Annotated in this window: 13 protein-coding genes; 11 read left to right on the top strand and 2 right to left on the bottom strand. The window is 74.3% G+C overall.

Translation table 11 applies throughout. The annotated features are described in order from the left end of the window. The first annotated feature begins 103 nt into the window (after positions 1 to 103). Genes ACZ4MF_RS25580 through ahcY form a run of 4 tightly spaced genes read left to right on the top strand, consistent with a single transcriptional unit; the run spans position 104 to position 6,864 of the window. The gene (locus tag ACZ4MF_RS25580; protein WP_467494259.1) at positions 104 to 1,105 is read left to right on the top strand and encodes a carbohydrate kinase family protein; all 1,002 of its coding nucleotides are present in this window, start codon (positions 104 to 106) and stop codon (positions 1,103 to 1,105) included. Then, the gene (gene metH / locus ACZ4MF_RS25575) at positions 1,102 to 4,566 is read left to right on the top strand and encodes a methionine synthase (RefSeq protein ID WP_467494258.1); all 3,465 of its coding nucleotides are present in this window, start codon (positions 1,102 to 1,104) and stop codon (positions 4,564 to 4,566) included. The genes ACZ4MF_RS25580 and metH overlap by 4 nt, the downstream gene beginning before the upstream one ends. Next, positions 4,563 to 5,477 carry a methylenetetrahydrofolate reductase [NAD(P)H] gene (metF, locus tag ACZ4MF_RS25570; RefSeq protein ID WP_467494257.1) on the top strand — a complete coding sequence of 305 codons (915 nt, stop codon included), beginning with the start codon at positions 4,563 to 4,565 and terminating at the stop codon, positions 5,475 to 5,477. The genes metH and metF overlap by 4 nt, the downstream gene beginning before the upstream one ends. Further along, a complete protein-coding gene (gene ahcY, locus ACZ4MF_RS25565; protein ID WP_467494256.1) occupies positions 5,455 to 6,864 on the top strand; it encodes an adenosylhomocysteinase in 1,410 nt (469 codons plus the stop codon). The genes metF and ahcY overlap by 23 nt, the downstream gene beginning before the upstream one ends. A 66-nt stretch (positions 6,865 to 6,930) precedes the next feature. On the opposite strand, the gene ACZ4MF_RS25560 is transcribed toward ahcY, so the two are convergent. After that, positions 6,931 to 7,626, bottom strand: a complete 696-nt coding sequence (locus ACZ4MF_RS25560; protein ID WP_467494255.1) for a thioesterase II family protein — start codon at positions 7,624 to 7,626, stop codon at positions 6,931 to 6,933. Positions 7,627 to 7,680: 54 nt separating this feature from the next. Next, positions 7,681 to 10,806, bottom strand: a complete 3,126-nt coding sequence (locus tag ACZ4MF_RS25555) for a non-ribosomal peptide synthetase (RefSeq protein WP_467494254.1) — start codon at positions 10,804 to 10,806, stop codon at positions 7,681 to 7,683. Positions 10,807 to 11,039: 233 nt separating this feature from the next. Between ACZ4MF_RS25555 and ACZ4MF_RS25550 the strand changes: the two genes are divergently transcribed. Genes ACZ4MF_RS25550 through ACZ4MF_RS25520 form a run of 7 tightly spaced genes read left to right on the top strand, consistent with a single transcriptional unit; the run spans position 11,040 to position 23,920 of the window. Further along, positions 11,040 to 11,309, top strand: coding sequence for a phosphopantetheine-binding protein (locus ACZ4MF_RS25550; RefSeq protein ID WP_467494253.1), 270 nt, complete (start codon positions 11,040 to 11,042; stop codon positions 11,307 to 11,309). Continuing rightward, positions 11,306 to 14,476: a non-ribosomal peptide synthetase gene (locus tag ACZ4MF_RS25545; protein ID WP_467494252.1), complete on the top strand. Its 3,171-nt coding sequence runs from the start codon at positions 11,306 to 11,308 to the stop codon at positions 14,474 to 14,476. Before ACZ4MF_RS25550 ends, ACZ4MF_RS25545 begins: the two co-directional genes overlap by 4 nt. Next, the gene (locus ACZ4MF_RS25540) at positions 14,473 to 17,454 is read left to right on the top strand and encodes a type I polyketide synthase (protein WP_467494251.1); all 2,982 of its coding nucleotides are present in this window, start codon (positions 14,473 to 14,475) and stop codon (positions 17,452 to 17,454) included. Before ACZ4MF_RS25545 ends, ACZ4MF_RS25540 begins: the two co-directional genes overlap by 4 nt. Continuing rightward, on the top strand, positions 17,447 to 18,577 hold the full coding sequence (locus ACZ4MF_RS25535) for a MupA/Atu3671 family FMN-dependent luciferase-like monooxygenase (protein ID WP_467494250.1): 1,131 nt from the start codon (positions 17,447 to 17,449) through the stop codon (positions 18,575 to 18,577). Before ACZ4MF_RS25540 ends, ACZ4MF_RS25535 begins: the two co-directional genes overlap by 8 nt. Then, complete coding sequence (locus tag ACZ4MF_RS25530) at positions 18,574 to 21,711, top strand: condensation domain-containing protein (RefSeq protein ID WP_467494249.1); 3,138 nt, start codon at positions 18,574 to 18,576, stop codon at positions 21,709 to 21,711. Before ACZ4MF_RS25535 ends, ACZ4MF_RS25530 begins: the two co-directional genes overlap by 4 nt. Continuing rightward, on the top strand, positions 21,708 to 23,075 hold the full coding sequence (locus ACZ4MF_RS25525) for an MFS transporter (protein ID WP_467494248.1): 1,368 nt from the start codon (positions 21,708 to 21,710) through the stop codon (positions 23,073 to 23,075). Before ACZ4MF_RS25530 ends, ACZ4MF_RS25525 begins: the two co-directional genes overlap by 4 nt. Next, positions 23,072 to 23,920, top strand: coding sequence for an SDR family oxidoreductase (locus tag ACZ4MF_RS25520; protein WP_467494247.1), 849 nt, complete (start codon positions 23,072 to 23,074; stop codon positions 23,918 to 23,920). Before ACZ4MF_RS25525 ends, ACZ4MF_RS25520 begins: the two co-directional genes overlap by 4 nt.

The following is a 23,920-nucleotide window of genomic DNA, read 5'->3' as shown; positions in this document are numbered from 1 at the left end:
CCTGTCCGAATCCACCCCCAGGAATCACGCGTCCCGAGGGTGGCGGGGCCCGGCCCGTCCGGCGCCCGCCACCCGAAAGACGTTCAGGAGTTCAGGAGTTCATGTGCGTATCGCGGTGACAGGATCCATTGCCACGGACCATCTGATGGTCTTCCCCGGGCGGTTCGCGGACCAGCTCATCCCCGACCAACTCGCCCATGTCTCCCTGTCCTTCCTGGTCGACGCGCTCGACGTGCGCCGGGGCGGGGTCGCCGCCAACATCTGCTTCGGCCTCGGCTGCCTCGGCCTCGACCCGCTGCTCGTCGGGGCCGTCGGCGCCGACTTCGCCGAGTACGAGGTCTGGCTCAAGGAGCACGGCGTCGACACCGGCGCCGTCCACGTCTCGGCCGAGCGCGGCACCGCCCGCTTCATGTGCATCACCGACGAGGACGCCAACCAGATCGCCGCCTTCTACGCGGGCGCGATGCAGGAGGCCCGCGACATCGACCTGGCGCGGTCCTTCCACGGGCGGCCGCGCCCCGACCTGGTCCTCGTCGGCCCCGACGACCCGGAGGCGATGCTCCGCCACACCCGCGAGTGCCGTGACCTCGGCCTCTCCTTCGCCGCCGACCCCTCCCAGCAGCTCGCCCGCCTCGACGGCCCACAGGTGCGCGATCTGGTGGACGGCGCCCGCTGGCTGTTCACCAACGAGTACGAGGCCGCCCTGCTCCTCGAACGCGCCGGCTGGGACCGGGGCGACGTCCTCGCCCGGGTCGGCGCCTGGGTCACCACCCTGGGCGGCGCCGGAGTGCGCATCGACCGCGCGGGGCACGCCCCGCTCATCGTGGACGCCGTCCCCGACGCGCCGATCACCGACCCGACCGGGGTGGGCGACGCCTTCCGGGCCGGTTTCCTCGCCGCGCTCGGCCACGACCTGCCGCTGCCCGCCGCGGCCCGCCTGGGCTGCGTGGTGGCGTCGGCGGCCCTGTCGACGGTCGGCTCGCAGACCTACCGCGTGGACCGGCACGACCTGCTGGCCACGGCCGAACGCGCCTACGGCGCGGCCGCGGCCGGCGAACTGGCCCCCGCTCTGCACACCCTGGAAGCCCTGGACGGCACGCCATGACAGACCTCCGCGAAGCCCTGGCCACCCGAGTCGTGGTGGCCGACGGTGCGATGGGCACCATGCTGCAGGCGCAGGATCCCACCCTGGAGGACTTCCGGAACCTGGAGGGGTGCAACGAGATCCTCAACGTCACCCGCCCCGACATCGTGCGCTCCGTCCACGAGGCGTATTTCGCGGTGGGCGTGGACTGCGTCGAGACGAACACCTTCGGTGCCAACCACGCGGCGCTCGGCGAGTACGACATCGTCGACCGGGTCTTCGAACTGTCGGAGGCGGGCGCACGGGTGGCGCGCGAGGTCGCCGACGAGTTCACCGCGGCGACCGGCCGGCAGCGCTGGGTGCTCGGCTCGATGGGGCCGGGCACCAAGCTGCCGACGCTGGGCCACGCCCCGTACACCACGCTGCGCGACGCCTACCAACGCAATGCCGAGGGCCTGCTCGCCGGTGGCGCGGACGCCCTGCTGGTGGAGACGACGCAGGATCTGCTGCAGACCAAGGCGTCGGTCATCGGCGCCCGCCGGGCGCTGGACGCGCTGGGCAAGGACGTTCCGCTGATCTGCTCGGTCACCGTGGAGACGACCGGCACGATGCTCCTGGGTTCGGAGATCGGCGCGGCCCTGACCGCCCTGGAGCCGCTCGGCATCGACATGATCGGCCTGAACTGCGCGACCGGCCCGGCCGAGATGAGCGAGCACCTGCGCCATCTCTCCCGCCACTCCCGCATCCCGCTCTCGGCGATGCCGAACGCCGGCCTGCCGGTCCTCACCAAGGACGGCGCCCACTACCCGCTGACCGCGGCGGAGCTGGCGGACGCGCAGGAGACGTTCGTGCGCGAGTACGGTCTGTCCCTGGTGGGCGGCTGCTGCGGTACGACGCCGGAGCATCTGCGTGCCGTGGTGGAGCGGGTCCGCGGGCTGACGCCGCCCGCCCGCGAACCGCAGCCGGAGCCGGGCGCCGCCTCGCTCTACCAGACGGTGCCGTTCCGGCAGGACACGTCGTACCTGGCGATCGGCGAGCGGACGAACGCGAACGGGTCGAAGAAGTTCCGCGAGGCGATGCTGGAGGCCCGCTGGGACGACTGCGTGGAGCTGGCGCGGGAGCAGATCCGCGAGGGCGCGCACCTGCTCGACCTGTGCGTGGACTACGTGGGCCGCGACGGCGTCGCGGACATGAACGAGCTCGCAGGACGCCTCGCCACCGCCTCCACGCTGCCCATCGTCCTGGACTCCACCGAGGTCGACGTGATCCGGGCCGGGCTGGAGAAGCTCGGCGGCCGTGCGGTCATCAACTCCGTCAACTACGAGGACGGCGACGGCCCGGAGTCCCGCTTCGCGAAGGTCACCGAGCTGGCCCGGGAACACGGCGCCGCGCTGATCGCGCTGACCATCGACGAGGAAGGGCAGGCCCGCACCCCCGAGAAGAAGGTGGAGATCGCCGAGCGGCTGATCGCCGACCTGACCGGGAACTGGGGCATCCGTGAGTCGGACATCCTCATCGACACCCTGACCTTCACCATCTGCACCGGTCAGGAGGAGTCCCGCAAGGACGGCATCGCCACCATCGAGGCGATCCGCGAGCTCAAGCGCCGCCACCCCGATGTGCAGACCACCCTGGGCCTGTCGAACATCTCCTTCGGTCTGAACCCGGCCGCCCGCATCGTGCTCAACTCGGTGTTCCTGGACGAGTGCGTCAAGGCGGGTCTGGACTCGGCGATCGTGCACGCCGCCAAGATCCTGCCGATCGCGCGGTTCGACGAGGAGCAGGTCACCACCGCCCTGGACCTGATCTACGACCGGCGCGCGGAGGGCTACGACCCGCTGCAGAAGCTGATGCAGCTCTTCGAGGGCGCCACCGCGAAGTCGCTGAAGGCGGGCAAGGCCGAGGAACTGGCGGCGCTGCCGCTGGAGGAACGGCTCAAGCGGCGCATCATCGACGGCGAGAAGAACGGCCTGGAGGCCGACCTCGACGACGCCCTCGGCACGCGGCCCGCCCTGGACATCGTCAACGACACGCTCCTGGACGGCATGAAGGTCGTCGGTGAGCTGTTCGGCTCCGGCCGGATGCAGCTGCCGTTCGTGCTGCAGTCCGCCGAGGTGATGAAGAGCGCGGTGACCTACCTGGAGCCGCACATGGAGAAGGTGGCCGACGGCCAAGGAGGGGCGGGCAAGGGCACCATCGTGCTGGCCACGGTGCGCGGCGACGTCCATGACATCGGCAAGAACCTGGTCGACATCATCCTGTCCAACAACGGCTACAACGTGGTCAACCTGGGCATCAAGCAGCCCGTCTCCGCGATCCTGGAGGCCGCCGAGGAGCACCGGGCCGACGTGATCGGCATGTCCGGCCTCCTGGTCAAGTCCACCGTGATCATGAAGGAGAACCTGGAGGAGCTCAACGGCCGCGGGCTCGCCGAGCGCTTCCCGGTGATCCTGGGCGGGGCCGCCCTGACCCGCGCCTACGTCGAGCAGGACCTGCACGAGATCTACGAGGGCGAGGTCCGCTACGCCCGCGACGCGTTCGAGGGGCTGCGCCTGATGGACGCCCTGATCGCGGTCAAGCGCGGGGTGCCCGGCGCGCGTCTGCCCGAGCTCAAGCAGCGCCGTGTGCCGAGAAGCCAGACGCCGCTGATCGAGGTGCGGGAGCCGGAGCCGGCCGGGCGCAGCGACGTGGCGGTCGACAACCCGGTGCCCGAGCCCCCGTTCTTCGGGACGAGGGTCGTCAAGGGCATCCAGCTCGCCGAGTACGCGTCCTGGCTGGACGAGACGGCCCTGTTCAAGGGCCAGTGGGGCCTGAAGGACCAGGAGACGATCGAGGCGGAGGGCCGGCCGCGGCTGCGCGGCTGGCTGGACCGGCTGCAGACGGACGGCCTGCTGGAGGCGGCCGTGGTCCACGGCTACTTCCCCTGTGTGTCCAAGGGCGACGACCTGATCGTCCTGGACGAGGACGGCGGCGAACGGACCCGCTTCACCTTCCCCCGCCAGCAGCGGGGCCGCCGCCTGTGCCTGGCCGACTTCTTCCGCCCCGAGGAGTCCGGCGAGACCGATGTCCTGGCCCTCCAGATGGTCACCGTGGGATCCAGGATCGGCGAGGCCACCGCCGAGCTGTTCGCCGCCGACTCCTACCGTGACTACCTCGAACTGCACGGCCTGTCCGTGCAGTTGGCGGAGGCCCTGGCCGAGTACTGGCACGCCCGGGTCCGCGCGCAGTGGGGTATCGGCGGCGCCGACCCGGCCGGCATCGACGGCATGCTGCGCACCGAGTACCAGGGCTGCCGCTACTCGCTCGGCTACCCGGCCTGCCCCGACCTGGAGGACCGGGCCAAGATCGCCGCACTGCTGGGGCCCGAGCGGATCGGGGTCCACCTCTCCGAGGAGTACCAGCTGCACCCCGAACAGTCCACGGACGCCATCGTCGTCCACCACCCGGAAGCGAGCTACTTCAACGCGGGAGGCCGCCGATGAGCACGGTGCGCGACGTCCTCGCGAGCGGGGCCCGTTCCTTCTCCTTCGAGTTCTTCCCCCCGCAGACGGAGGCGGGCGCCCGCACCCTGTGGAACGCGATCCGCCGTATCGAGCCGCTGTCGCCGACGTTCGTGTCCGTGACGTACGGCGCGGGCGGCTCGTCGCGGGACCGTACGGTCGAGGTGACCAAGCGCATCGCCACGCAGACGACCCTGCGGCCCGTCGCCCATCTGACGGCCGTGGGGCACTCGGTCGCCGAACTGCGCCACATCGTCGGCCAGTACGCGGACGCGGGCGTCCGGGACGTCCTCGCGCTGCGCGGCGATCCGCCGGGTGACCCGAACGCACCCTGGGTCCCGCACCCGGAAGGCCTCACCCACGCCCATGAACTCGTCTCCCTCGTACGGGGGTTGGGCGACTTCGGCATCGGCGTGGCGGCGTTCCCCGAGCGCCACCCGCGCTCGCCCGACTGGGAGAGCGACATCAGGCACTTCGTCGCCAAGTGCCGGGCGGGCGCGGACTACGCGATCACCCAGATGTTCTTCGACCCGGAGGACTACCTGCGGCTGCGGGACCGGGTCGCCGCGGCCGGCTGCGACACCCCGGTCATCCCCGAGATCATGCCTGCCACCGACGTCCGGCAGATCAGCCGCTTCGCGCAGCTCAGCGGCGCCTGCTTCCCCGAGGACCTGGCCCACCGCCTGGAGGCGGCGAAGGACGACCCGGCCGCCGGGCACCGCATCGGTGTCGACCACGCCACCGCCATGGCCGCCCGGCTGCTCGACGAGGGTGCGCCCGGCCTGCACTACATCACGCTCAACAAGTCCCTCGCGACGCTTGAGATCCACCAGAACATCCAGCACACCCACAGCACTAGGAGCGCCGAGCATGTCCTCTCAGCCGAACGCTGACTTCACCGACTACAAGGTCGCCGACATGGGACTCACGGAGTTCGGCCGCAAGGAGATCACCCTGGCCGAGCACGAGATGCCCGGCCTGATGGCGATCCGCCGTGAGTACGCCGACGCCCAGCCGCTGGCCGGTGCCCGGATCACCGGCTCGCTGCACATGACCGTACAGACCGCGGTCCTCATCGAGACCCTCGTCGCGCTCGGCGCGCAGGTCCGCTGGGTGTCCTGCAACATCTACTCCACGCAGGACCACGCCGCCGCCGCGATCGCCGCCGCCGGCATCCCCGTCTTCGCCTGGAAGGGCGAGACGCTGCAGGAGTACTGGTGGTGCACCGAGCAGGCCCTGACGTGGCCCGACGGCGACGGCCCCAACATGATTCTCGACGACGGCGGTGACGCCACCCTGCTCGTCCACAAGGGCGTCGAGTACCAGAAGACCGGCAACCTCCCCGAGGCCGCGGGCGAGGAACTCGCCGTCGTCCGCTCCCTGCTTCAGAACACCACGCTGGACTGGTCGGCCATCGCCGCCGGCATCCGCGGCGTCACCGAGGAGACCACCACCGGCGTCCACCGCCTCTACGAGATGCACCGCGAGGGCGCACTCCTGTTCCCCGCGATCAACGTCAACGACGCGGTGACCAAGTCGAAGTTCGACAACAAGTACGGCTGCCGCCACTCGCTGGTCGACGGCATCAACCGCGCCACGGACGTCCTGATCGGCGGCAAGACCGCGGTCGTGTGCGGCTACGGCGACGTGGGCAAGGGCTGCGCGGAGTCGCTGCGCGGCCAGGGCGCCCGCGTGATCGTCACCGAGATCGACCCGATCTGCGCGCTCCAGGCGGCGATGGACGGCTACCAGGTGACGACCCTCGACGAGGTGATCGAGAGCGCCGACATCTTCGTCACCACCACCGGCAACAAGGACATCATCATGGCGTCCGACATCGCCAGGATGAAGCACCAGGCCATCGTCGGGAACATCGGCCACTTCGACAACGAGATCGACATGGCCGGCCTCGCCGCCACCCCCGGCATCGTCAAGGACGAGGTCAAGCCGCAGGTCCACACCTGGACCTTCCCGGACGGCAAGACCGTGATCGTGCTGTCCGAGGGCCGCCTGCTCAACCTGGGCAACGCCACCGGTCACCCGTCGTTCGTGATGTCCAACTCCTTCGCGGACCAGACCCTGGCCCAGATCGAGCTCTACACCAAGGCCGGTGACTACCCCGTGGGCGTGCACACCCTGCCCAAGCACCTCGACGAGAAGGTCGCCCGCCTCCACCTCGACGCCCTCGGCGTCAAGCTCACCACCCTGCGCCCGGAACAGGCCGACTACATCGGCGTACCGGTCGAGGGCCCGTACAAGCCGGACCACTACCGCTACTGAGCACCCACCGCACGACAGCGAAAGGCGCCCCGCCTCCCGGCGGGGCGCCTTTCGTCGTTTCCGGCGTCAGATCAGCACCGACCCCAGCGTCTTCCACAACAGCGCCCAGTCCTCGGTGAAGTACATGTGCCCGCCCGGAACGTCCACGAGATCGGCGCCCGCGGCGGCGCACTCCGCCCAGCGGGCCGCGTCCGCGCGCCCGACCAGGGAGTCCTCGGTGCCCCGCAGCACCGTCACCGGGACCTTGAGCGCCGGGCCGGGAGAGGGGACGTAGCCGTCCTGGATCTCCAGGTCGGCGCGGAGGGCGGGCAGCAGCAGCTCGCGCAGTTCCGGCTCGTGCCAGGCGTCGTGGTCGTAGCCGACCAGGTGGCGCAGCCTCGCGACGAAGGCCTCGTCGTCCAGGAGGGCGCCGTCCATACGGGGACGCGGCAGCCCCGGCGCCGCCGCGCCGCTGACGACGAGCCGCTCGGGGAGCGGTGCCCCCTCGGCGGCCAGCAGCCGGACCGTCTCGTAGGCGAGCAGGGCACCGAAGCTGTGCCCGAAGACGGCGTACGGCCCGTCGGCGGCGGAGCGGCGTATCTGGTCGGCGCACACCCGGGCCGCCTCCGGCATCGAGGAGCAGGGGTCCTCGACGAACCACTCGTCGCGCCCCGGCAACTGGACCGGCACGACCCGGAACGGCAGCTCGGGGTCGTCCTGCCAGGGCCGGAAGACGCCGGCCCCCGCTCCGGCGTAGGGCAGGCACATCAGGGACAGGGGCATCGTGCTCCTCCAGGGGGACGGACTGCGTGGCGCGGGTGTGGCGAGGGCCGGCGATCAGCGCCGGCCCGCTCCTGCCCACCGGCTGAGGGCGCGGGCGCGGCGGGCTCCCCGGCCGGTGTCGGCCGGCGGGGCGTCGGCCGGGGCGTCCAGGTGGTCGAGGAAGTCGGCGAGGCCGCGCACGGTGGTGTGCCGGAAGAGATCGGCGACGTGCAACCTCGGGTAGCGGGGCCGGAGTTGGGCGAGGGCGCGCAGGACGCCGGACGAGGTGCCGCCCAGGGCGAAGAAGGTGGCGCCGGCGTCGGTGACCGGGGCGCCGAGGATCCGCTCCCACACCTCGGTCACGGCCTGCGCGGCGCTGCCCGTCACCGGCGCCGCCGGGTGCGGGGCGGGGGCGGAGTCCGCGGCCCAGCCGGCGAGGGCCTGCCGGTCGAGCTTGCCGTTGGGGGAGCGGGGCAGCTCCGCGACGGCGAACCAGGCGGTGGGCAGCATGGCCCCGGTCAGCCACCGCGCGGTCTCACGCCGCAGTCCGGACACGGCCTCGGCGGGCAGGGCGCGGGGGACGAGGCCGCTCTCGACGCCCTCGGCCCCGTCCGGGACGACGAAGGCCACCACCCCGGTTCGGTCCGGGAGCAGCGCGACGGCGGCGTCCCGCACGCCGGTCTGACGGCGCAGCGTCGCCTCGATCTCGCCGGTCTCGACGCGCTGGCCGAGGACCTTGACCTGCTGGTCGGCGCGGCGCAGGAAGGCGAGGCCGGCGCCGGGGGAGAAGGAGACCAGGTCGCCGCTGCGGTAGCCGGTGGCGCCCCTGGCCCCCGGCAGGACGGGGAAGCGCTCGGCGGTCAGCTCCGGGCGGCGCCAGTAGCCGTCGCCGACACCGGTGCCGGAGATCAGCAGTTCGCCGGGGCAGCCGGGCGGCAGGTCGCGCCCGTGCGGGTCGACGACGTGGCAGCGCACGCCCGGCAGCGGCAGGCCGATGCGGACGGGCGCGTGCGGCACGACGCGCCAGAACGTCGTGTAGACGGTCGCCTCGGTCGGACCGTAGCCGTTGAGGACGGGGCCGGGGACGAGGCCGGCCAGGTCGGCGGCGAGGTCCGCGTCCAAGGGCTCGCCGCCGAGCAGCAGCGCCCCGAGGCGGGACAGGAAGCGGCGGCCCTGCGGGGACGCGGTGTGCAGCCGGGCGGCCGAAGGGGTGCACTGGTAGAACGCGCCGGCCGGGTCGGGCAGGTCCTGCACCACGGTGCGGTGACTGGTCAGATGAAGGGTGCGACCGCAGGTCAGGGGCCACACCAGCTCGACGAGGCTGATGTCGAACGCGTACCCGGTGGCGGCCAGCACGACGGACGGCCCGCCCGCGAACTGCGTGTCGAGGGCGGCGAAGAGGGCGCACAGGCTGTCGTGGCGGACCACGGCACCCTTGGGGCGGCCGGTCGACCCCGAGGTGTACATCACGTACGCGGGTGCGTCGGCCGCGGTCCGCGGCCAGGCGGCGGGCGCCGCCGCACGGGCGTCGGGGGCCACGGTGGGTATGCCGGGCAGCAGCGGGGCGGTGGCGATGAGCGCGGCGGGTTCGGCGTCGTGAAGGACGTAGCGCAACCGCTCGGCGGGGTGGTCCGGGTCGAGCGGCACATAGGCGGCGCCCGCCCACCAGGTCGCCAGGATCGCGGTCACCAGGTCGGGGGAGCGGTCGAGGTGGATCCCGACGCGGTCGCCGGGCCGGACGCCGGCCTCGATGAGCGCGGCGGCGAGGCCCTGGGCACGGGCGGTCACCTCGGCGTGGTCCAGCTCCCGTTCGCCCGTGCGCACGGCGACGGCGGACGGGCGGGCGGCGGCGCGGGCCTCGACGAGGCGGTGCACCGGCATCCCGGTGGCGGCCGGGGCGGGGGCGGACAGCCCGGCCAGCTCGGCGCGTTCCGCGGGGGTGAGCAGGTCGTGCTCGGTCAGCGGCCGGTGCTCGTCGGCACCGAGCGCGTCGAGGGCGGCGACGAGATGCGAGAGGAACCGCTCGGCCACGCGGGCGTCGAGCGCGCTCTCGGGGTGGGCGACGACGAGGTGCTGTGCCCCGTCGGGGGCGTGCAGCAACGTCACGCTCAGGTCGTACTCGACCTGGTCCGAGGCGGGCGGCTCCAGCAGCCAGCGCAGCCCGCTCGCGTCCACCGCCTCGGTGGCCAACTCGCCCTGGGTGCAGATCAGTTGGGTGAACGGCTTGCCGTCGGGGTGCCGCGGGGCTCCGGTCGCCGCCAGGATGTCCTCGATGGGCAGTTCGGCGTGGTCGACGGCGTCGGAGAGCGCGTCCAGGGTGCGCTCCAGCAGGTCCTCGGTGGTGGCGCCGGCGAGGTCGACGCGGACCGGGACCGTGTTCTGCAGACACCCGACCACGGAGACGCCCTGGGCGTCCCGGTGCGCGCCGCTGACCGTGGCGATCACCACGTCGTCGGTGCCGCCGTACCAGCCCGCGACCCAGGCGAAGGCGCTCATGACCTGGGTGAACGGGCTGGCTCCGGTCAGCGCCGTGCGGCGCCGCATCCGGTCGGTGAGGTCGTCGGGCAGCCGGGTCGCGACCTCGGCGCGGGTGCGGTCCGCCCCCGGCGTGAGCTGCGGCAGGGTGCAGTTGTCGGGCGCGTCCTTGAGCGTCGTGGTCCAGAAGTCCCGCAAGGTCGCGAGGTGGTGCCCGGACAGGTCGAAGGAGGGCGACTGCGCGGCGGGCAGCTGCTCGGGGCCGAGGCCGTGGGCGGTGGTCAGCGAGGCGAGGAGGGCCGGGGCGGAGCCGTCGTCGAAGACGCCGTGATGGACCGCGAAGAGCAGATGCGCGCGGTCGGCGCGGTGCAGCAGCACGACCCGGCACAGCGGCGCCCCGGCGTGGTCGAACGGGGCGCCCAGAGCGTCCAGTTGTCCGGCCACCACCCGGTCGGCCGCCCCGTCGTCGGCCGGCAGCGGCCGGACGTCGAACGGTACGTCGGCCACCGGATGGACGCGCTGCACCAGGCCGTCGGCCGTCATGTGCAGGGAGACGCGCAGCGCGGGCTGGGCGAGGAGCACCGCACGCACGGCGCCGGCCAGCCGGTCGGCGTCCACCGCGCCGTGCGCGCCGGACACGGCCAGGCGGTGCACGATCGCCGGCCGGGGCTGTTGCATGTCGAGCACGAAGAAGCGGAGCTGCCCGGGAGTCGCGGGATTCTGCATGCGGCGTCCTGTCCTCTGCGGTGCGGAGACCCTGAATTCCGATTGTGCAGCAGGGGATTCAGGAAATGGATAGTCTGCGCCGCGCGGGCCGGGAATTATCCGGGATATGACATTGATTGACCTGCGTCTGACGATTTTCGCATTGCCCCCGGCAAAAGAATCGAAGAGCGTGTCCACGGTGTGCTACAACCGAGGTCCGCACCAGGTCCGAGCCGATCGACAGGGGTTCTTAGATGTCCGTTGACGGAATATCCGATATCGCTTCCGATGGTGGTCACGGCGGGCGTCCAGAGGTAGATGTCCAGGAAATCTGGAAGGATTTCCTGGGGCCGGAAGCCGACCTGCAGGCGAGCTTTATCGCCAACGGCGGGGATTCCCTCAAGGCGGTCCTCCTCGCGGACCGGCTCGCCGCGCTGACCGGTCGCGAGATCGAGTACCTGGACGTTCTGGACGCGCCGGACGCCGCCGCCCTCGCGCGGTCCCTCGGCCCCGCCGCGTCGTGACCGCCGCGGTGTCACTGCCCCTCACCCCCGGGCAGGTCGACCTGTACCTGGCCGACCGTGCCGCGCAGGCCGCGTCCACCTATGTCTGCGCGCTCTTCGTGCGGGTCGAGGGGCCGCTCGACGCGGACGCGCTGCGCGCCCGGTTCGACGCCCTGCTCGCCGCCCACCCGGTGCTCGACTGCCGGGTGGCCGACGGCGAGCGGGGCCCGGAGCTGGTGCCGGCCCGCCGCCGTGCGCGCCTCTTCGTGACCGACGGCCCCTACGATCCCGACGGACCGCTGGCCCGGGCCCGGATGCGCCGCGAGGCCACCCGCCCGTTCGACCTCGACGACGGCCCCCTGGTGCGGGCCGTCCTCGTACGGCACACCCCGCACGTCGCCCACCTGTGCCTGACGGCTCATCACCTCGTCGTGGACGAGACCTCGATGGAGGTCGTCGCCCGGTGGCTGCTCGGTGACCGCCCGCCCCTGCCCGAGCAGTCCTTCGCCGCATGGGCGCAGACCCGGCAGGAGCTGCCCGCGGCCCGCCGCGAGCGCGCCGCCGAGCTCGCCGGTGACCTGGCCACCGCCGGGGTCCGCGTCCCCATGGACTGGGCGCGTACGGCGCACGGTCCGGGCGACGCGCCGGACGCGCAGGCCGTGCCGCTGCGGATCGGCGACGTGGTGTGGGACGCCGCGGGCGCGCTCGCCACCCGTCTCGGCGTCACCCGCCTGTCGCTGACGCTGGCCGCCGCCGGACTGGTCCTGAGCCGCAACAGCGGCACCGCACGGCCCGTGCTCGGCACCGTCGTCTCCCGCCGCGCCTCCCGGCACGCCGGCGCCGTCGGCTACTTCAACGCCACCGTGCCGGTCCCCGTCGACACCGAGGACGCCGAGGAGAGCGGACCGCCGAGCGTCGCCGACTACGTACGCCGCACCCACCGGCGGGCCATGACCGCCTACCGGGACGCCGATCTGCCGCTCTCCGCCGTCCTGCCCGCCACCGAGCGCGCAGGGTTCAGCCTGGTCGTCGTCGCATGCCGCACCCTGCCACCGTTCGACGGCGGCCCGGGCACCGGCGTGCGGGCGACCCCGCTGCCCGACCCCGGCTTCGGGCCCGCCCAGTTCCCCCTCGCCCTCTACCTGCGCGAGGACCTGGGCGGCGACCGGCGCGGCCTGCTCCGCTACCGCGCGTCCGAGGTGGACGGCGCCGCGGCCGAACGCTTCTGCCGCCAACTGGAGGCCACTCTCGTCGCCATGGCCGAATCCCCCGACGCCCCCGTGCACCGCCTCCCCACCCTCCCCGACCTCCCCCGGCATCCCCGCGCGGACGGTGCGCCGCCCGCCGTCCCCGCACCGGCGCCCGCCGAGGGCGACCTCGCGGCGCTGTTCGCCGCCCAGGCCGCCCGGCAGCCGGACCGCCCGGCCGTCAGCTGCGGCCCCCAACAACGCCTGACGTACCGTCAACTCGACGACCGCGCAACGTCCCTGGCCCGCTCCCTGGCCGAGTCCGGGGTCCGCGCGGGGGACCGGGTCGGCGTCAGCCTGCGCCGCGGCGCCGACCTCGTCGTCGCGCTGCTCGCCGTCCTCAAGGCCGGCGCGGCCTACGTACCGCTCAACCCGGACTATCCGGCCGAACGGCTCGCCTTCATCGCCGAGGACACCGAGATCGCCGCCGCCGTGACCGACGGCGCACCCGCCCCGCTCCCGGAGCGCCTGAAACTGCTCCCCGTCGATGCCGCCCCCCGCAGCGCCGACACCCCGCTGCCGGCACCGGACGCGCAGCGGGTGGCGTACGTCATCCACACCTCGGGCTCCACCGGCACCCCCAAGGGCGTCCTGGTGCGCCACCGCAACGTCGCCGCGCTGCTCGCCGCCACCGCGGGCCCCGAGGGCTTCGGCCTCGGCGCGGACGACGTCTGGTCGCTCTTCCACTCCTTCGCCTTCGACTTCTCCGTCTGGGAGATCTGGGGCTGCCTGCTGACCGGCGGTCACCTCGTCGTCGTACCGCAGGAGACGGCCCGCGACCCGGAGGCGTTCCACGCGCTGTTGGCCGCCGAGGGCGTCACCGTCCTCAACCAGACGCCCTCCGCCTTCGCGCAACTGCTCGCCGCCGACGCGGCCGCGCCGCAGCCGCTCGCCGTACGCCTGCTGATCTTCGGCGGTGAACCGCTCGACGCACGGATGCTGCTGCCCTGGCTGGACCGCTACCCGCAGCGGGCGTGCCGGGTGGTCAACATGTACGGCATCACCGAGACCACGGTGCACTGCACCTGGCGCGACCTGTCCCGCGCGGACGCCCTCGCCGGCACCCGCTCGGTCGGGCCGGCCCTGCCGGGCTGGCGCCTGTACGTCCTCGACGAGGCGGGCCGTCCGGTCGCGCCCGGGGTGCCGGGCGAGATCCACGTGGCCGGCGACGGTGTCAGCGCCGGATACCTCGACCGCCCCGAGCTGACCGCCGAACGCTTCCTGACCGGCGCCGCCGTCGGCATCGACGAAGAGGTCCTGTACCGCTCCGGCGACCGCGGCCGGCTGCTGCCCGACGGACAGCTCGAACACCTCGGCCGCCTCGACGACCAGGTCAAGATCCGCGGCCACCGCATCGAACTCGGCGAGATCAGCGGCGCGTTGCTCGCCCACCCGGCGGTGAGCGGCGCCGCCGCCGTGGTCCGCGACGCGCACGACGCCGCCACCGCACGGATCGACGCCTACCTCGTCCCCGCCGTCGGCGACGCGGACCTGCCGGAGCTGCGCCGATGGCTCGCCGAGCGGCTGCCCGACTACATGGTGCCCGCCACCCTCACACCGGTGGCCGCGCTGCCGCTGACGGTCAACGGCAAGCTCGACGCGGCACGCCTGCCCGCACCCGCACCGCCCCGCGCCACCGGCACGCCGCCGGAGCACGAAGCCGCCCCCGCGCGGCCCGCCGACGACGCGGGCGAGCCGGAGGTGCCCGAGCGCATCGCCGAGCTGTGGCAGCAACTGCTCGGCGTCCCGGTCGGCCGGGACGACAACTTCTTCGAGCTGGGCGGCAATTCGCTGCTCGCGGTCCGGCTGAACGCCCTCCAGCGCTCCAGCGGCTTCCCCGGCTCCCGGCTCAAGCACATTTTCCGCAACCCGACCCCACGCCGCCTCGCGGCCGTCATCACCCAGCCGGTCGGCCGGCCCGCCCCCCAGGAGGAAGCGTGAGCGAGTCCCCCGACCACGACACCCACCCGTACGAGGACTCCGGCACCCCGGAGGCGGTCGCCGTCACCGGCCTCGCCCTGCGGGTGACGGGCAGCTCCGGCCCCGGCGCGTTCTGGGACGGCGTCGTCGGCGGCGTCGTGGCCCTGCCCGGCCCCGACCCCGACGGGCGCCTGCGCGCGGGCCAGATCGACCGGTTCGACCGGTTCGACGCCGGGCTCTTCGGCCTGCTGCCCACCGAGGCCGCCGCGATCGACCCCCAGCACCGCGTCCTGACCGAACTGGCCTGGGAGGCCCTGGAGGACGCCGGGGTCGACCCCGCGCGCACCACCGACCGCGTCGGTGTGTTCCTCGGCTGCGGCAGCGAGACGTACTACCGCGATCACGTCCTGAAGGACGAGAAGACGGTGCGCGCCCTCGGGGCCGAGCAGCTCGCCCTCGGCAACTCGCGGGACTTCCTCGCCACCGGCCTCGCCTACCGCCTCGGCCTCACCGGCCCCGCCGTCACCGTGCAGACCGCCTGCTCCACCTCCCTGGTCGCCGTGCACCAGGCCATCCGCAGCCTCCTCACCCACGAGTGCGACATCGCCATCGCGGGCGGCGCCACGGTCCACCCCGCGGCCGAGCCCACCTACGAGTTCGTCGAGGGCGGCATCACCTCCGCCGACGGCCGCTGCCGGGCCTTCACCCGCGGCGCCGCCGGCACCGTGCCCGCCAGCGGAGCGGGTGTCGTCGTCCTGCGCCGCGCGAGCGATCTGCCCGGCACCGGCGAGCGGGCCCGCGCCCACCTCGTGGGCAGCGCCGTCAACAACGACGGCGCCGCCCGCATGAGCCTGACCGCACCCAGCCCCCAGGGCCAGGCCGAGGTGCTGCGCGAGGCGCTCGCCGTCGCCGGACTCGAACCCGGCGACGTCGCCTACGTCGAGACGCACGGCACCGGCACGGTCCTCGGCGACCAGGTGGAACTCGCCGCGCTCGCCGAGGTCTACGGCCGGCGCGGCGGGCGCCCGCTGGTACTCAGCTCGGTCAAGCCGAACATCGGCCACTGCGACACCGCGGCCGGCGTCATCGGCCTCGCCAAGGCGATCCTGGCCGTGCAGACGGGCGTGCTGCCGCCCACCCCGTCCCAGCCCGGCGACGGCCCCGACGCCGACCTCGGCGACCCGGACTTCACCGTGCCGCGCCGGTCCCGGCCCTGGCCCGACGCCGCCCCCCGCACCGCCGCCGTCAGCTCCTTCGGACTCGGCGGCACCAACTGCCATGTGCTGCTCACCGCCGCACCCGAAGCCGACAGCGCCCCCGACACACCGCCGGCCCCGCACACCGTCGTGCTCTCCGCCGCGGACCCGCGGTCCCTGCGCGCCAAGGCCGCCGACCTCGCCGCCTGGTGCGCCGGACCCGGCGCCGACGTACCGGCCGGGACACTGTCCGGCGTCCTGTGGCACCGGCGCCGGGCCCTCCCGGAGCGCTGGGCGCTCGCCCTGCCCGCCGATCCCGCGGACGCCCGCGAGCGGCTTCTCGCGGGCCTGACGGCGCTCGCCGCCGACGGCGGTGGCGGCCGTCAGGCCGCGGCCGAGCCGCTGCTCGCCGTCGTGCTGCCGGGCCAGGGCGTCGACCTGGCCGGCGCGGGGGCCGGGCTCGCCGCGGCGGACGGGCGGTTCGCCGCCGATCTCGCCGAGCTCGCCGCCGCGGTCCGCGCGGCCGGGGGACCCGGCCTCGCCGACGCCCCCGGCTGGGCCGCCGACGACGTACGCCTGCGCGACACCGCGGTCGTCCAGCCCCTGCTCTTCGTCCTCGGCCTGGCCGGTCTGCGCCACGCCGCCCGGTACGGCCTCGTCCCCGGGCTGCTGCTCGGACACAGCGTCGGCGAGCTGACCGCCGCGACGCACGCCGGAGTGTTCACCGTCGCCGACGCCGCCGCCGCGATCGTGCGCCGCGGCCGCCTGATGGCCGCCGCGCAGCCCGGCGCCATGACCGCGGTGCGCGCCGACGAGCAAAGGGCCGTACACCTCGCCGAGGGACTGGAGGTCGACGTCTGTGTCCTCAACGGGCCCGCCAACACCGTGTGCGGGGGCCCCGCCGACGCCGTCGCCGCGTTCGAGGAGCGCTGCCGCCGGGCCGGGGTGCGTACCACGCGGTTGCCGGCCGGCCGTGCCTTCCACTCCCGGTCGATGGCCCGGGCCGCCGCCGAGTTCGAGGAGTTCGTGGCCACGCTGAGCCTCAGCGCACCGGGCGTGCCGATCGTCTCCGGCCTCACCGGCGCGCCGCTCACCGACGCCCAGGCGGTCGACCCGGCCTACTGGGGAAGCCAGTTGCGCAAGCCCGTCCGCTTCGCCGACGCCGTGCGCACGCTGCTCGACGCGGCGCCGGACACCGTCCTCGGCCTGCACCGGGCCCGCGCCGGGACCGCCGAGGTCCGCCGCGCCGCCCGTGCCGCCGGCCAGGACGTCCTCGTCGTCGACGCGTCCGGCGGACCGGCCGCGGACGAGAACGCCCGGTGGCGCGAGGCCCTCGCCGCGCTGTGGACCGCGGGCCACACCCTCACCGGCCCGCCGCCGCCCGCGAACGTCCTCGCCCTGCCCGCCTACCCGTTCGCCGACGACCGCCACTGGGTCGACGCCCCCGGGTCCGCACCCGAGCCGATCCCGGACCCGGCCGCACCGGCCGACCGGCAGGACGCGCAGGCGACCACCGCCGGGGAGATCCGCACCATCTGGCAGGACGCCTTCGGCGTGCGGGACCTGCGCCCCGACGACAACTTCTTCGACCTCGGCGGCACCTCCCTGCACGCCGCCAACCTGGTCAGCGTCGTCAACGACGCCCTGCTGGTGGAGATCCGGCTCCAGGACCTGTACGAGCACTCCTCCCTGGCCGGGTTCAGCGCCCGCGTCGAGGAACTGGTCGCCCAGCGCGACGACGATGCGCTGCTGCGGCTGCTGGAGGAGATCGAGAGCGAGGACGGAACCAGCGATCATGAGTGACCTCGCCAAGCGCCTCGACGCGCTCACCCCGGAACAGCGCCGCCGCCTCGGCGCGGGCCTGCGGGCCCGCCGGGCCGAAGGCCCCGCGACCGAGTCCGGCCCGCCCGAGATCCCCGAACGGCTGCGCCGCAGCCTCTACTTCTTCGCCAGCGCCGACCACGCCGACGCCGCCGCGTACTACACGTTCGTGCTCCGGGCGGCGGCCGCCGCGGACGCCGCCGGAGCGCACGCGGTGTGGCTGCCGGAACGCCACTTCGTCGACTTCGGCGGGTTCTCGCCCAACCCCGCCGTACTCGCCGCCGCCGTCGCCGCCACCACCCGCAACCTGCGCATCCGTGCGGGCAGCGTCGCCGCCCCGCTCCACCACGCGGCCCGTATCGCCGAGGACTGGGCCGTCGTCGACGGCCTCTCCGGCGGCCGCGCCGGCATCTCCTTCGCCAGCGGCTGGCACCCGGACGACTTCGTCCTGGCCCGCGAGGACTACGCCGGGCGCCGCGCGACCACGGCCCGCACCATCGAGGAGGTCCGCGCGCTGTGGCGGGGCGCGGCCCTGCCGTTCGTCTCCACCGCTGGCACCACCACCGAGGTCGCCACCCGGCCCCGGCCCGTCCAGGAGGAGCTGCCGGTGTGGCTGACCGCCACCGGCACCCCGCAGACCTTCCTGGACGCCGCCCGCGCCGGCTACGGCGTGATGACCGCCCTGCTCGGCCAGACCCTGGCCGCCCTGCGCGAGAACATCGCCCGCTACCGCCAGGCCTGGCAGGACGCCGGCCACCCCGGAACCGGAGACGTCGTCGTCATGGCCCACGCCTACGTCAGCGACCGCCCCGGCCTGGAGGACCATCTGCGCCCCGCGATGCACGCCTACCTGCGGTCCTTCCGCAACCAGACGGCCGGCACCGACGAGGAGGTGCTCCTGGAGAGCGCCTACCTGGACTTCCTCACCGGGCCCTCGCTGCTCGGCACCCCGGCCAAGGCCCGCGCGGTCCTCGCCGAGCTGGCCGCGGCCGGCGCCGACGAGGTGGGCTGCCTGATCGACTTCGGGCTGCCCGCCGCGGACGTCCTTCAGGCCCTGCCCGCCCTGCTGCACATCACCGCCCCGGCCCTGGAGACCACCGCATGAGCGCGCCCACGGACCAGCGCCTGGCCGCCCGCCTCGCCCGCCTCAGCCCCCAGCAGCGGGCCGCGCTCGCCGGCCGGCTGGCCGCCGCCGACGGCCCCGCGCTGCGCCCCCGGCCCGGCCCCCGCGACCGCTTCCCGCTCGGCATGGACCAGGAACGCCTCTGGATCCTCGACCAGCTCGACCCCGGCACCACCACCTACACCCTGGGCTACGGGCTGCGCGTCCTGGGCGACTTCGACCAGGCCCTGTTCACCCGCGCCGCCGACGCCCTGACGCAGCGTCACGAACTCCTGCGCTGCGGCGCCGAGTCCGAGGACGGCCGCCCGGTCCTGCGGCTGCACCCCGACCGCCGTGCCGACCTGACCTGGACCGACCTCACCGCGGGCGGTGCACCCCGAGGGCCCGAGGACGCCGAACGCCGCCGCCAGGAGTTCATCGCGGCCCAGGTGGCCCGCCCCTTCGACCTGGCCGCCGACCCCGTGCTGCGCCTCGCGGTCGCCAAGGTCGCCGACGGCGACCACCAGATCGTCGAGACCATGCCGCACTCCTTCGTCGACCAGCACTCCTACGTCCAGCTCAACGACGAACTCCTGGAGTTCTACCGGGCGTTCGCGGAAGACCGCGAGCCGCGCCTGCCCGAGCTGCCGGTGCAGTTCGGCGACTGGTCCCACTGGCAGCGGGAACACTTCGCCGGCCCGCACGGCCGACGCCACCGGGAGTTCTGGCGCACCTTCCTGGACGGCGTGCCCGAGCACCTGGCCCTTCCCTACGACCACAGCCCGCAGACCGGCGACCACGCCGGCGAGCACCACAACTTCACGCTCGACAGCACGGTCGGCAAGGCCTTCTTCGACCGCGCGCGCGAGGCCCGCACCACCCCCGCGACCGCCATGACCGCGGCCTACGCGGCGCTGCTGTACGAACGCACCGGCCAGCGCGACCTGGTGATCGGCATCCCCACGTCCACCCGGGCCGAACCCGGGGCCGACACGCTCATCGGGTTCCTGCTGACCAGCATCCCGCTGCGGATCCGGCTGCCCGAGGCGCCGACGCCGCGGGACGTGCTGGCGGCCACCGCGGCGGCGGCCGCCGCCGTCGCCGACCACCGTGAGGTGCCGTTCGGCGAGATCGTCGCGGCCAGCGCCCCGGACCGGGCCGCCGACCGGTACCCGCTGCTGCAGACCATGCTGGTGCAGCTGGACATCGACGGTTCCCGGGCGCTGGAGCTGCCCGGCGCGGAGGTCTACGCCAACGCGGTGCCCGAGGGCATCTCCACCATGGACCTCACCACTGCCTGGTGGCGGGTGGACGACATCGTCTACGGCCGCATCGAGTACCGTACGGCGCTCTTCGCACACGCCACCGTCGCCGCCCTGGCCGAGCGGCTGCTGCAGCTCGTCGAGCAGTTCGCGTACCGCCCCGACGAGCCGCTGCGCCGCCCGCTGCCGCCGCCCCCGGCCCCCGTCGCCTCCCTGCTCGGCGCCGCGGACCCCGCCACCAAGGCGCCGGACCCCGAGGCGCGGCGGACGCTGGAGCGGGTCACCGCCGCCTGGTGCGAGGTCCTCGGCACCGGCGCCGCCGCACCGGACGACACCTTCTTCACCAGCGGCGGCACCTCGATGCTCGCCGTGCGCCTCGCCCACCGGCTGCGCGCCGACGGCTTCACCGTGGCCCTCAAGGACGTCTTCACCCGGCCCACCCCGGCCGGGCTGGCCTCCGCGCTCGCCGCCCGGCTCCACCAGGCACCGGCCGCGCCGCGGCCCACGCCGCCCGTCGGGCCGCTCGGCCCCGAGCAGGAGATGCTCCTGAGCCGGGGCCTGGCCCGGGTCGAGGACTTCACGCACAGCCATGTCCTCACCGCCGCGGCCCCCCTCGACGCGGACCGGCTGCACCGCGCGGCCCAGGACCTCGTCCGTGCCCATCCCACGCTCACCGACACCGTGCGGGGGCGAATGCTCGTCCCCGGCGCGCGCTGGCACTGGACGGCCGAGGCGCCGGGGGCCGACCCCGGGCAGATCATGGCGGCCCAGCGTGCCGCCTTCGACCGCGCCGAGGGCCCGCTGTTCGCCGTCGCCCACCTGCCCGGCACCCCGGGCGAGCCCGACCGCGTCGTGCTGACCGCCAGCCACCTCGTCGTCGACGGCATGTCCTGGACCGTCCTGATCAGCGATCTCGCGGACCTCTACCAGGGCGGAGCACCGCGTGCGGAGACCGCCGCGTACGCCGAACACGCCGCCGTCATACGGGAGTTGGACCCGGCCGCGCACGCCCCGTACTGGCGCGACCAGCTCGCCGGCACCGGCCCGTACCGCTGGCGGCGGGGCGGCGCCAACACCTACGAGGGCGAACAGGCGCTGGAGGTCTCCGTGCCGCTGGCGCCGCAGGCACGCGGCACGCTGCTGCCCGCCGCGCTGACCGCCGTCGCCCGTGCGCTGCGCCCCTGGGCACCGCACGAGCAGCCGTCGGTCTGGCTGATCGGCCTGGGCCGCGACCCGCTGCCCGCGCTGCCCGACTGGGACCCGGAGCGTGCCGTCGGCTTCTACTCCGCCGCCCACCCCTTCCGGGTCCCGCTCACCGGCGCCGACGCCGCCGACGACCTGCGCGCCACCGCCGCCGCGCTGCACCTCGTCCCCGACGCGGGCAAGACCTTCGGCCTGCTCGGCTGTGCCGCCGACCCCGGTCTTCGCGCGGAGTTCTCGGCCGTCGCGCGGCCCCGCGTCGTCGTCAACCACCTGGGCGAGCTGGCCGACCCCGTCGGCGCGGGCAGCGGCCCCTTCACCGCGTCCGCGCAGACCGCGTTCCCCGGCAACCCGGACACCGAGCGCGAGGTCGACGTCGACGTGGCGGTGTCGGTGCACGACGGCCGAGCCGTCCTGCGCTGGCTGTTCAACCCGGGCGCCGTCGACGAGGCCGCGGTCCGTGCGGCGGCCGAGTCGGCCGCCGGCGAACTGGCCCGCCTCGTGGCCCCCGCGGACCGTCCCCAGGACCCGGACCGAGTACCGGGCGTGACAGGAGTGACCGAGGAAAGCATGGAACGCCTCTTCGCCCGGCTCAGCCGGGAACGACGCGAACGCCGGGGCGCCACCGCGCGCGGCACCGGCGGACGGCCGGCGACAGCGGGGGAGGAGGCATGACCGAGACCACCCCCGCCCAGGCCGCACCGGCCGCCGGCCGGCGCCGCGGACCGCTCGTCGCGCTCCTGGCGGCCCAGTACCTGTCCGCCTTCGGCAACGCGATCACCATCGTCACCGTCCCCCTCTTCGTCCTCCACCTCACCGGTTCCGTCGCCACCACCGGTCTCGCCGGGTTCGTCGGCGCCCTGCCGATGATCTTCTCGGGTGCCGTCGGCGGCGTGCTCGTGGACCGGTTCGGCGGCCGTCGCCTCAGCGTGCTCTCCGATCTCCTGGCCGGCCTGCTCGTCTTCCTCGTCCCCCTCCTGGACGCCGTCGGCAAGCTGCCCGTCCCGCTCCTGTTCGCGCTGCTGTTCGTCCGCACGGTGGTCGCCACCCCCGCCACGGCGGCCCGCATGACCCTGCTGAAACCGGTCATCGAGGCCGCCGGGGCCCGCCTGGAGAGCGTCAACTCCTGGTACCAGGCCGCGCCCCGCCTGGGCCTGGTCGCCGGTGCCCCGCTGGCCGGCGTGCTGATCGCGGCCACCGGCTCCGCCGTCGGCATGTACGTCGACGCCGCGAGCTTCCTTGCCGCCGCGGCCCTCGTCACCCTCGGGGTGCCCGTCGCCGCACCGGCCAAGTCCCCCGCCGCGCAGGGCAGTCCGGTCGCCCCCGGCTTCCTCGGCCAGCTGCGCGAGGGACTCGCCCTGCTGCGGACCATGCCGGTGATCAGCGCCATGACCGCCTTCGTCGTCGTCACCAACTTCCTCGACGACGCCTTCACCCCGCTCTTCCTGCCCGTCTACGCACAGCGGGTGCTGCACAGCAGCGCCGCGATGGGCTGGTTCCTGGGCGCCGTCGGCGTCGGCTCCATCGTCGGCACCCTCCTGTACGGTCCCCTCAGCCGGACCGTCCTGTCCCACCGGCGCCTGACCCTGTTCGGCTGCTTCGCCGTCGTCGCCGTACTGCGCGCGATGCTCTCCTTCGAACCCGGCGCCCTCGGCGTGACCGTGATCTGCTTCCTCACCGGCGTGGCCGGCGGCCCGCTCAACCCGATGCTCTCCACCGTCATGCTGGAACGCGTCCCCGAGGAACTGCGCGGCCGTGTCTTCGGCCTCACCGGCGCGATGGCCCTCACCTCCGCGCCGCTCGGCGTGCTCACCGCGGGCTGGCTCGTCGACGTCGCCGGGCTGCACGGGCCGATGCTCTGCTTCTCCCTCGTCTACCTCGTCCTCATCGCCGTCAGCTGGCGCCGCCCGGCCCTGCACGCGATGGACGAGCGCCCCGCGGACCCCTCCGGCGACACCCCGGCGGCCACGGACCGGGACACCGCGCCCGACCCCGCCGCCGACCCGTCCGAGCCCGGGAACGAGGCGAGGGTCCGATGACCGCGTCCCCCGCACCGGCCGGCGCCCTCGAAGGGCGCACCGCGGTCGTCACCGGCGCCGCCCGCGGCGCCGGCCGCGCCATCGCCCTGGCCTTCGCCGACGCCGGCGCCGACCTCGTCCTGCTGGACGTGGCCGGGCCCGTCGACGGCGTTCCCTACCCGCTGGGCACCCGCAGCCAGCTCGACCACACCGCCGACGCCTGCCGCAGACGCGGGGCGGACACCCTGGCGTTCGCCGCCGACGTCCGCGACCTCGCCGCCCTCACCGCGCTCCGCGACGAGGTCCACGACCGGTTCGGCGCGCCGCACGTCCTCGTCAACAACGCCGGTGTCGTCGCGCCCTCCGGACGCCCGGTCGACCAGACCGACGAGGCCGACTGGCAGCTCATGATCGACATCGACCTCGGCGGGGCCTGGCGCGCCATCAAGGTCTTCGCCCCCGCCATGGTCGAACGCCGCGCCGGAACCATCGTCAACATCGCCTCCGTGGCCGGCCTCGTCGGCTACCGCAACTTCGCCGGCTACGTCGCCGCCAAGCACGGCCTCGTGGGACTGACCAAGGCCGCCGCCCTCGACTACGCCTCCCACAACGTGCGCGTCAACGCGGTCTGCCCCGGCAACATCCGCGACGAACCCGCCATGGACGGCCGCATGCTCTCCGAGGTGGCCCGCGCCCTCGACGTCCCGCTCGCCGAGCACGCCGAACTGTTCACCGCCGACCAGCCGATGAACAGCCTGGTCGACCCCGCCGACGTCGCGGCCGCCGCCCTCTGGCTCGCCGGCGACGGCTCCCGCCACGTCACCGGCACCACCCTCACCGTCGACGCCGGCTACACGGTCCGGTGA

This window comes from Streptomyces sp. NPDC025793, assembly GCF_055558375.1.
Note: the sequence above shows the minus strand (reverse complement) of the source record. Positions and strands in the feature narration are given on the sequence as shown.

Coding starts and splice junctions, on each gene's coding strand:
- metH (WP_467494258.1), top strand. CDS start 1,102: ATGACAGACCTCCGCGAAGCCCTGGCCACCCGAGTCGTGGTGGCCGAC.
- metF (WP_467494257.1), top strand. CDS start 4,563: ATGAGCACGGTGCGCGACGTCCTCGCGAGCGGGGCCCGTTCCTTCTCC.
- ahcY (WP_467494256.1), top strand. CDS start 5,455: ATGTCCTCTCAGCCGAACGCTGACTTCACCGACTACAAGGTCGCCGAC.
- ACZ4MF_RS25560 (WP_467494255.1), bottom strand. CDS start 7,626: ATGCCCCTGTCCCTGATGTGCCTGCCCTACGCCGGAGCGGGGGCCGGC.
- ACZ4MF_RS25555 (WP_467494254.1), bottom strand. CDS start 10,806: ATGCAGAATCCCGCGACTCCCGGGCAGCTCCGCTTCTTCGTGCTCGAC.
- ACZ4MF_RS25550 (WP_467494253.1), top strand. CDS start 11,040: ATGTCCGTTGACGGAATATCCGATATCGCTTCCGATGGTGGTCACGGC.
- ACZ4MF_RS25535 (WP_467494250.1), top strand. CDS start 17,447: ATGAGTGACCTCGCCAAGCGCCTCGACGCGCTCACCCCGGAACAGCGC.
- ACZ4MF_RS25530 (WP_467494249.1), top strand. CDS start 18,574: ATGAGCGCGCCCACGGACCAGCGCCTGGCCGCCCGCCTCGCCCGCCTC.
- ACZ4MF_RS25525 (WP_467494248.1), top strand. CDS start 21,708: ATGACCGAGACCACCCCCGCCCAGGCCGCACCGGCCGCCGGCCGGCGC.
- ACZ4MF_RS25520 (WP_467494247.1), top strand. CDS start 23,072: ATGACCGCGTCCCCCGCACCGGCCGGCGCCCTCGAAGGGCGCACCGCG.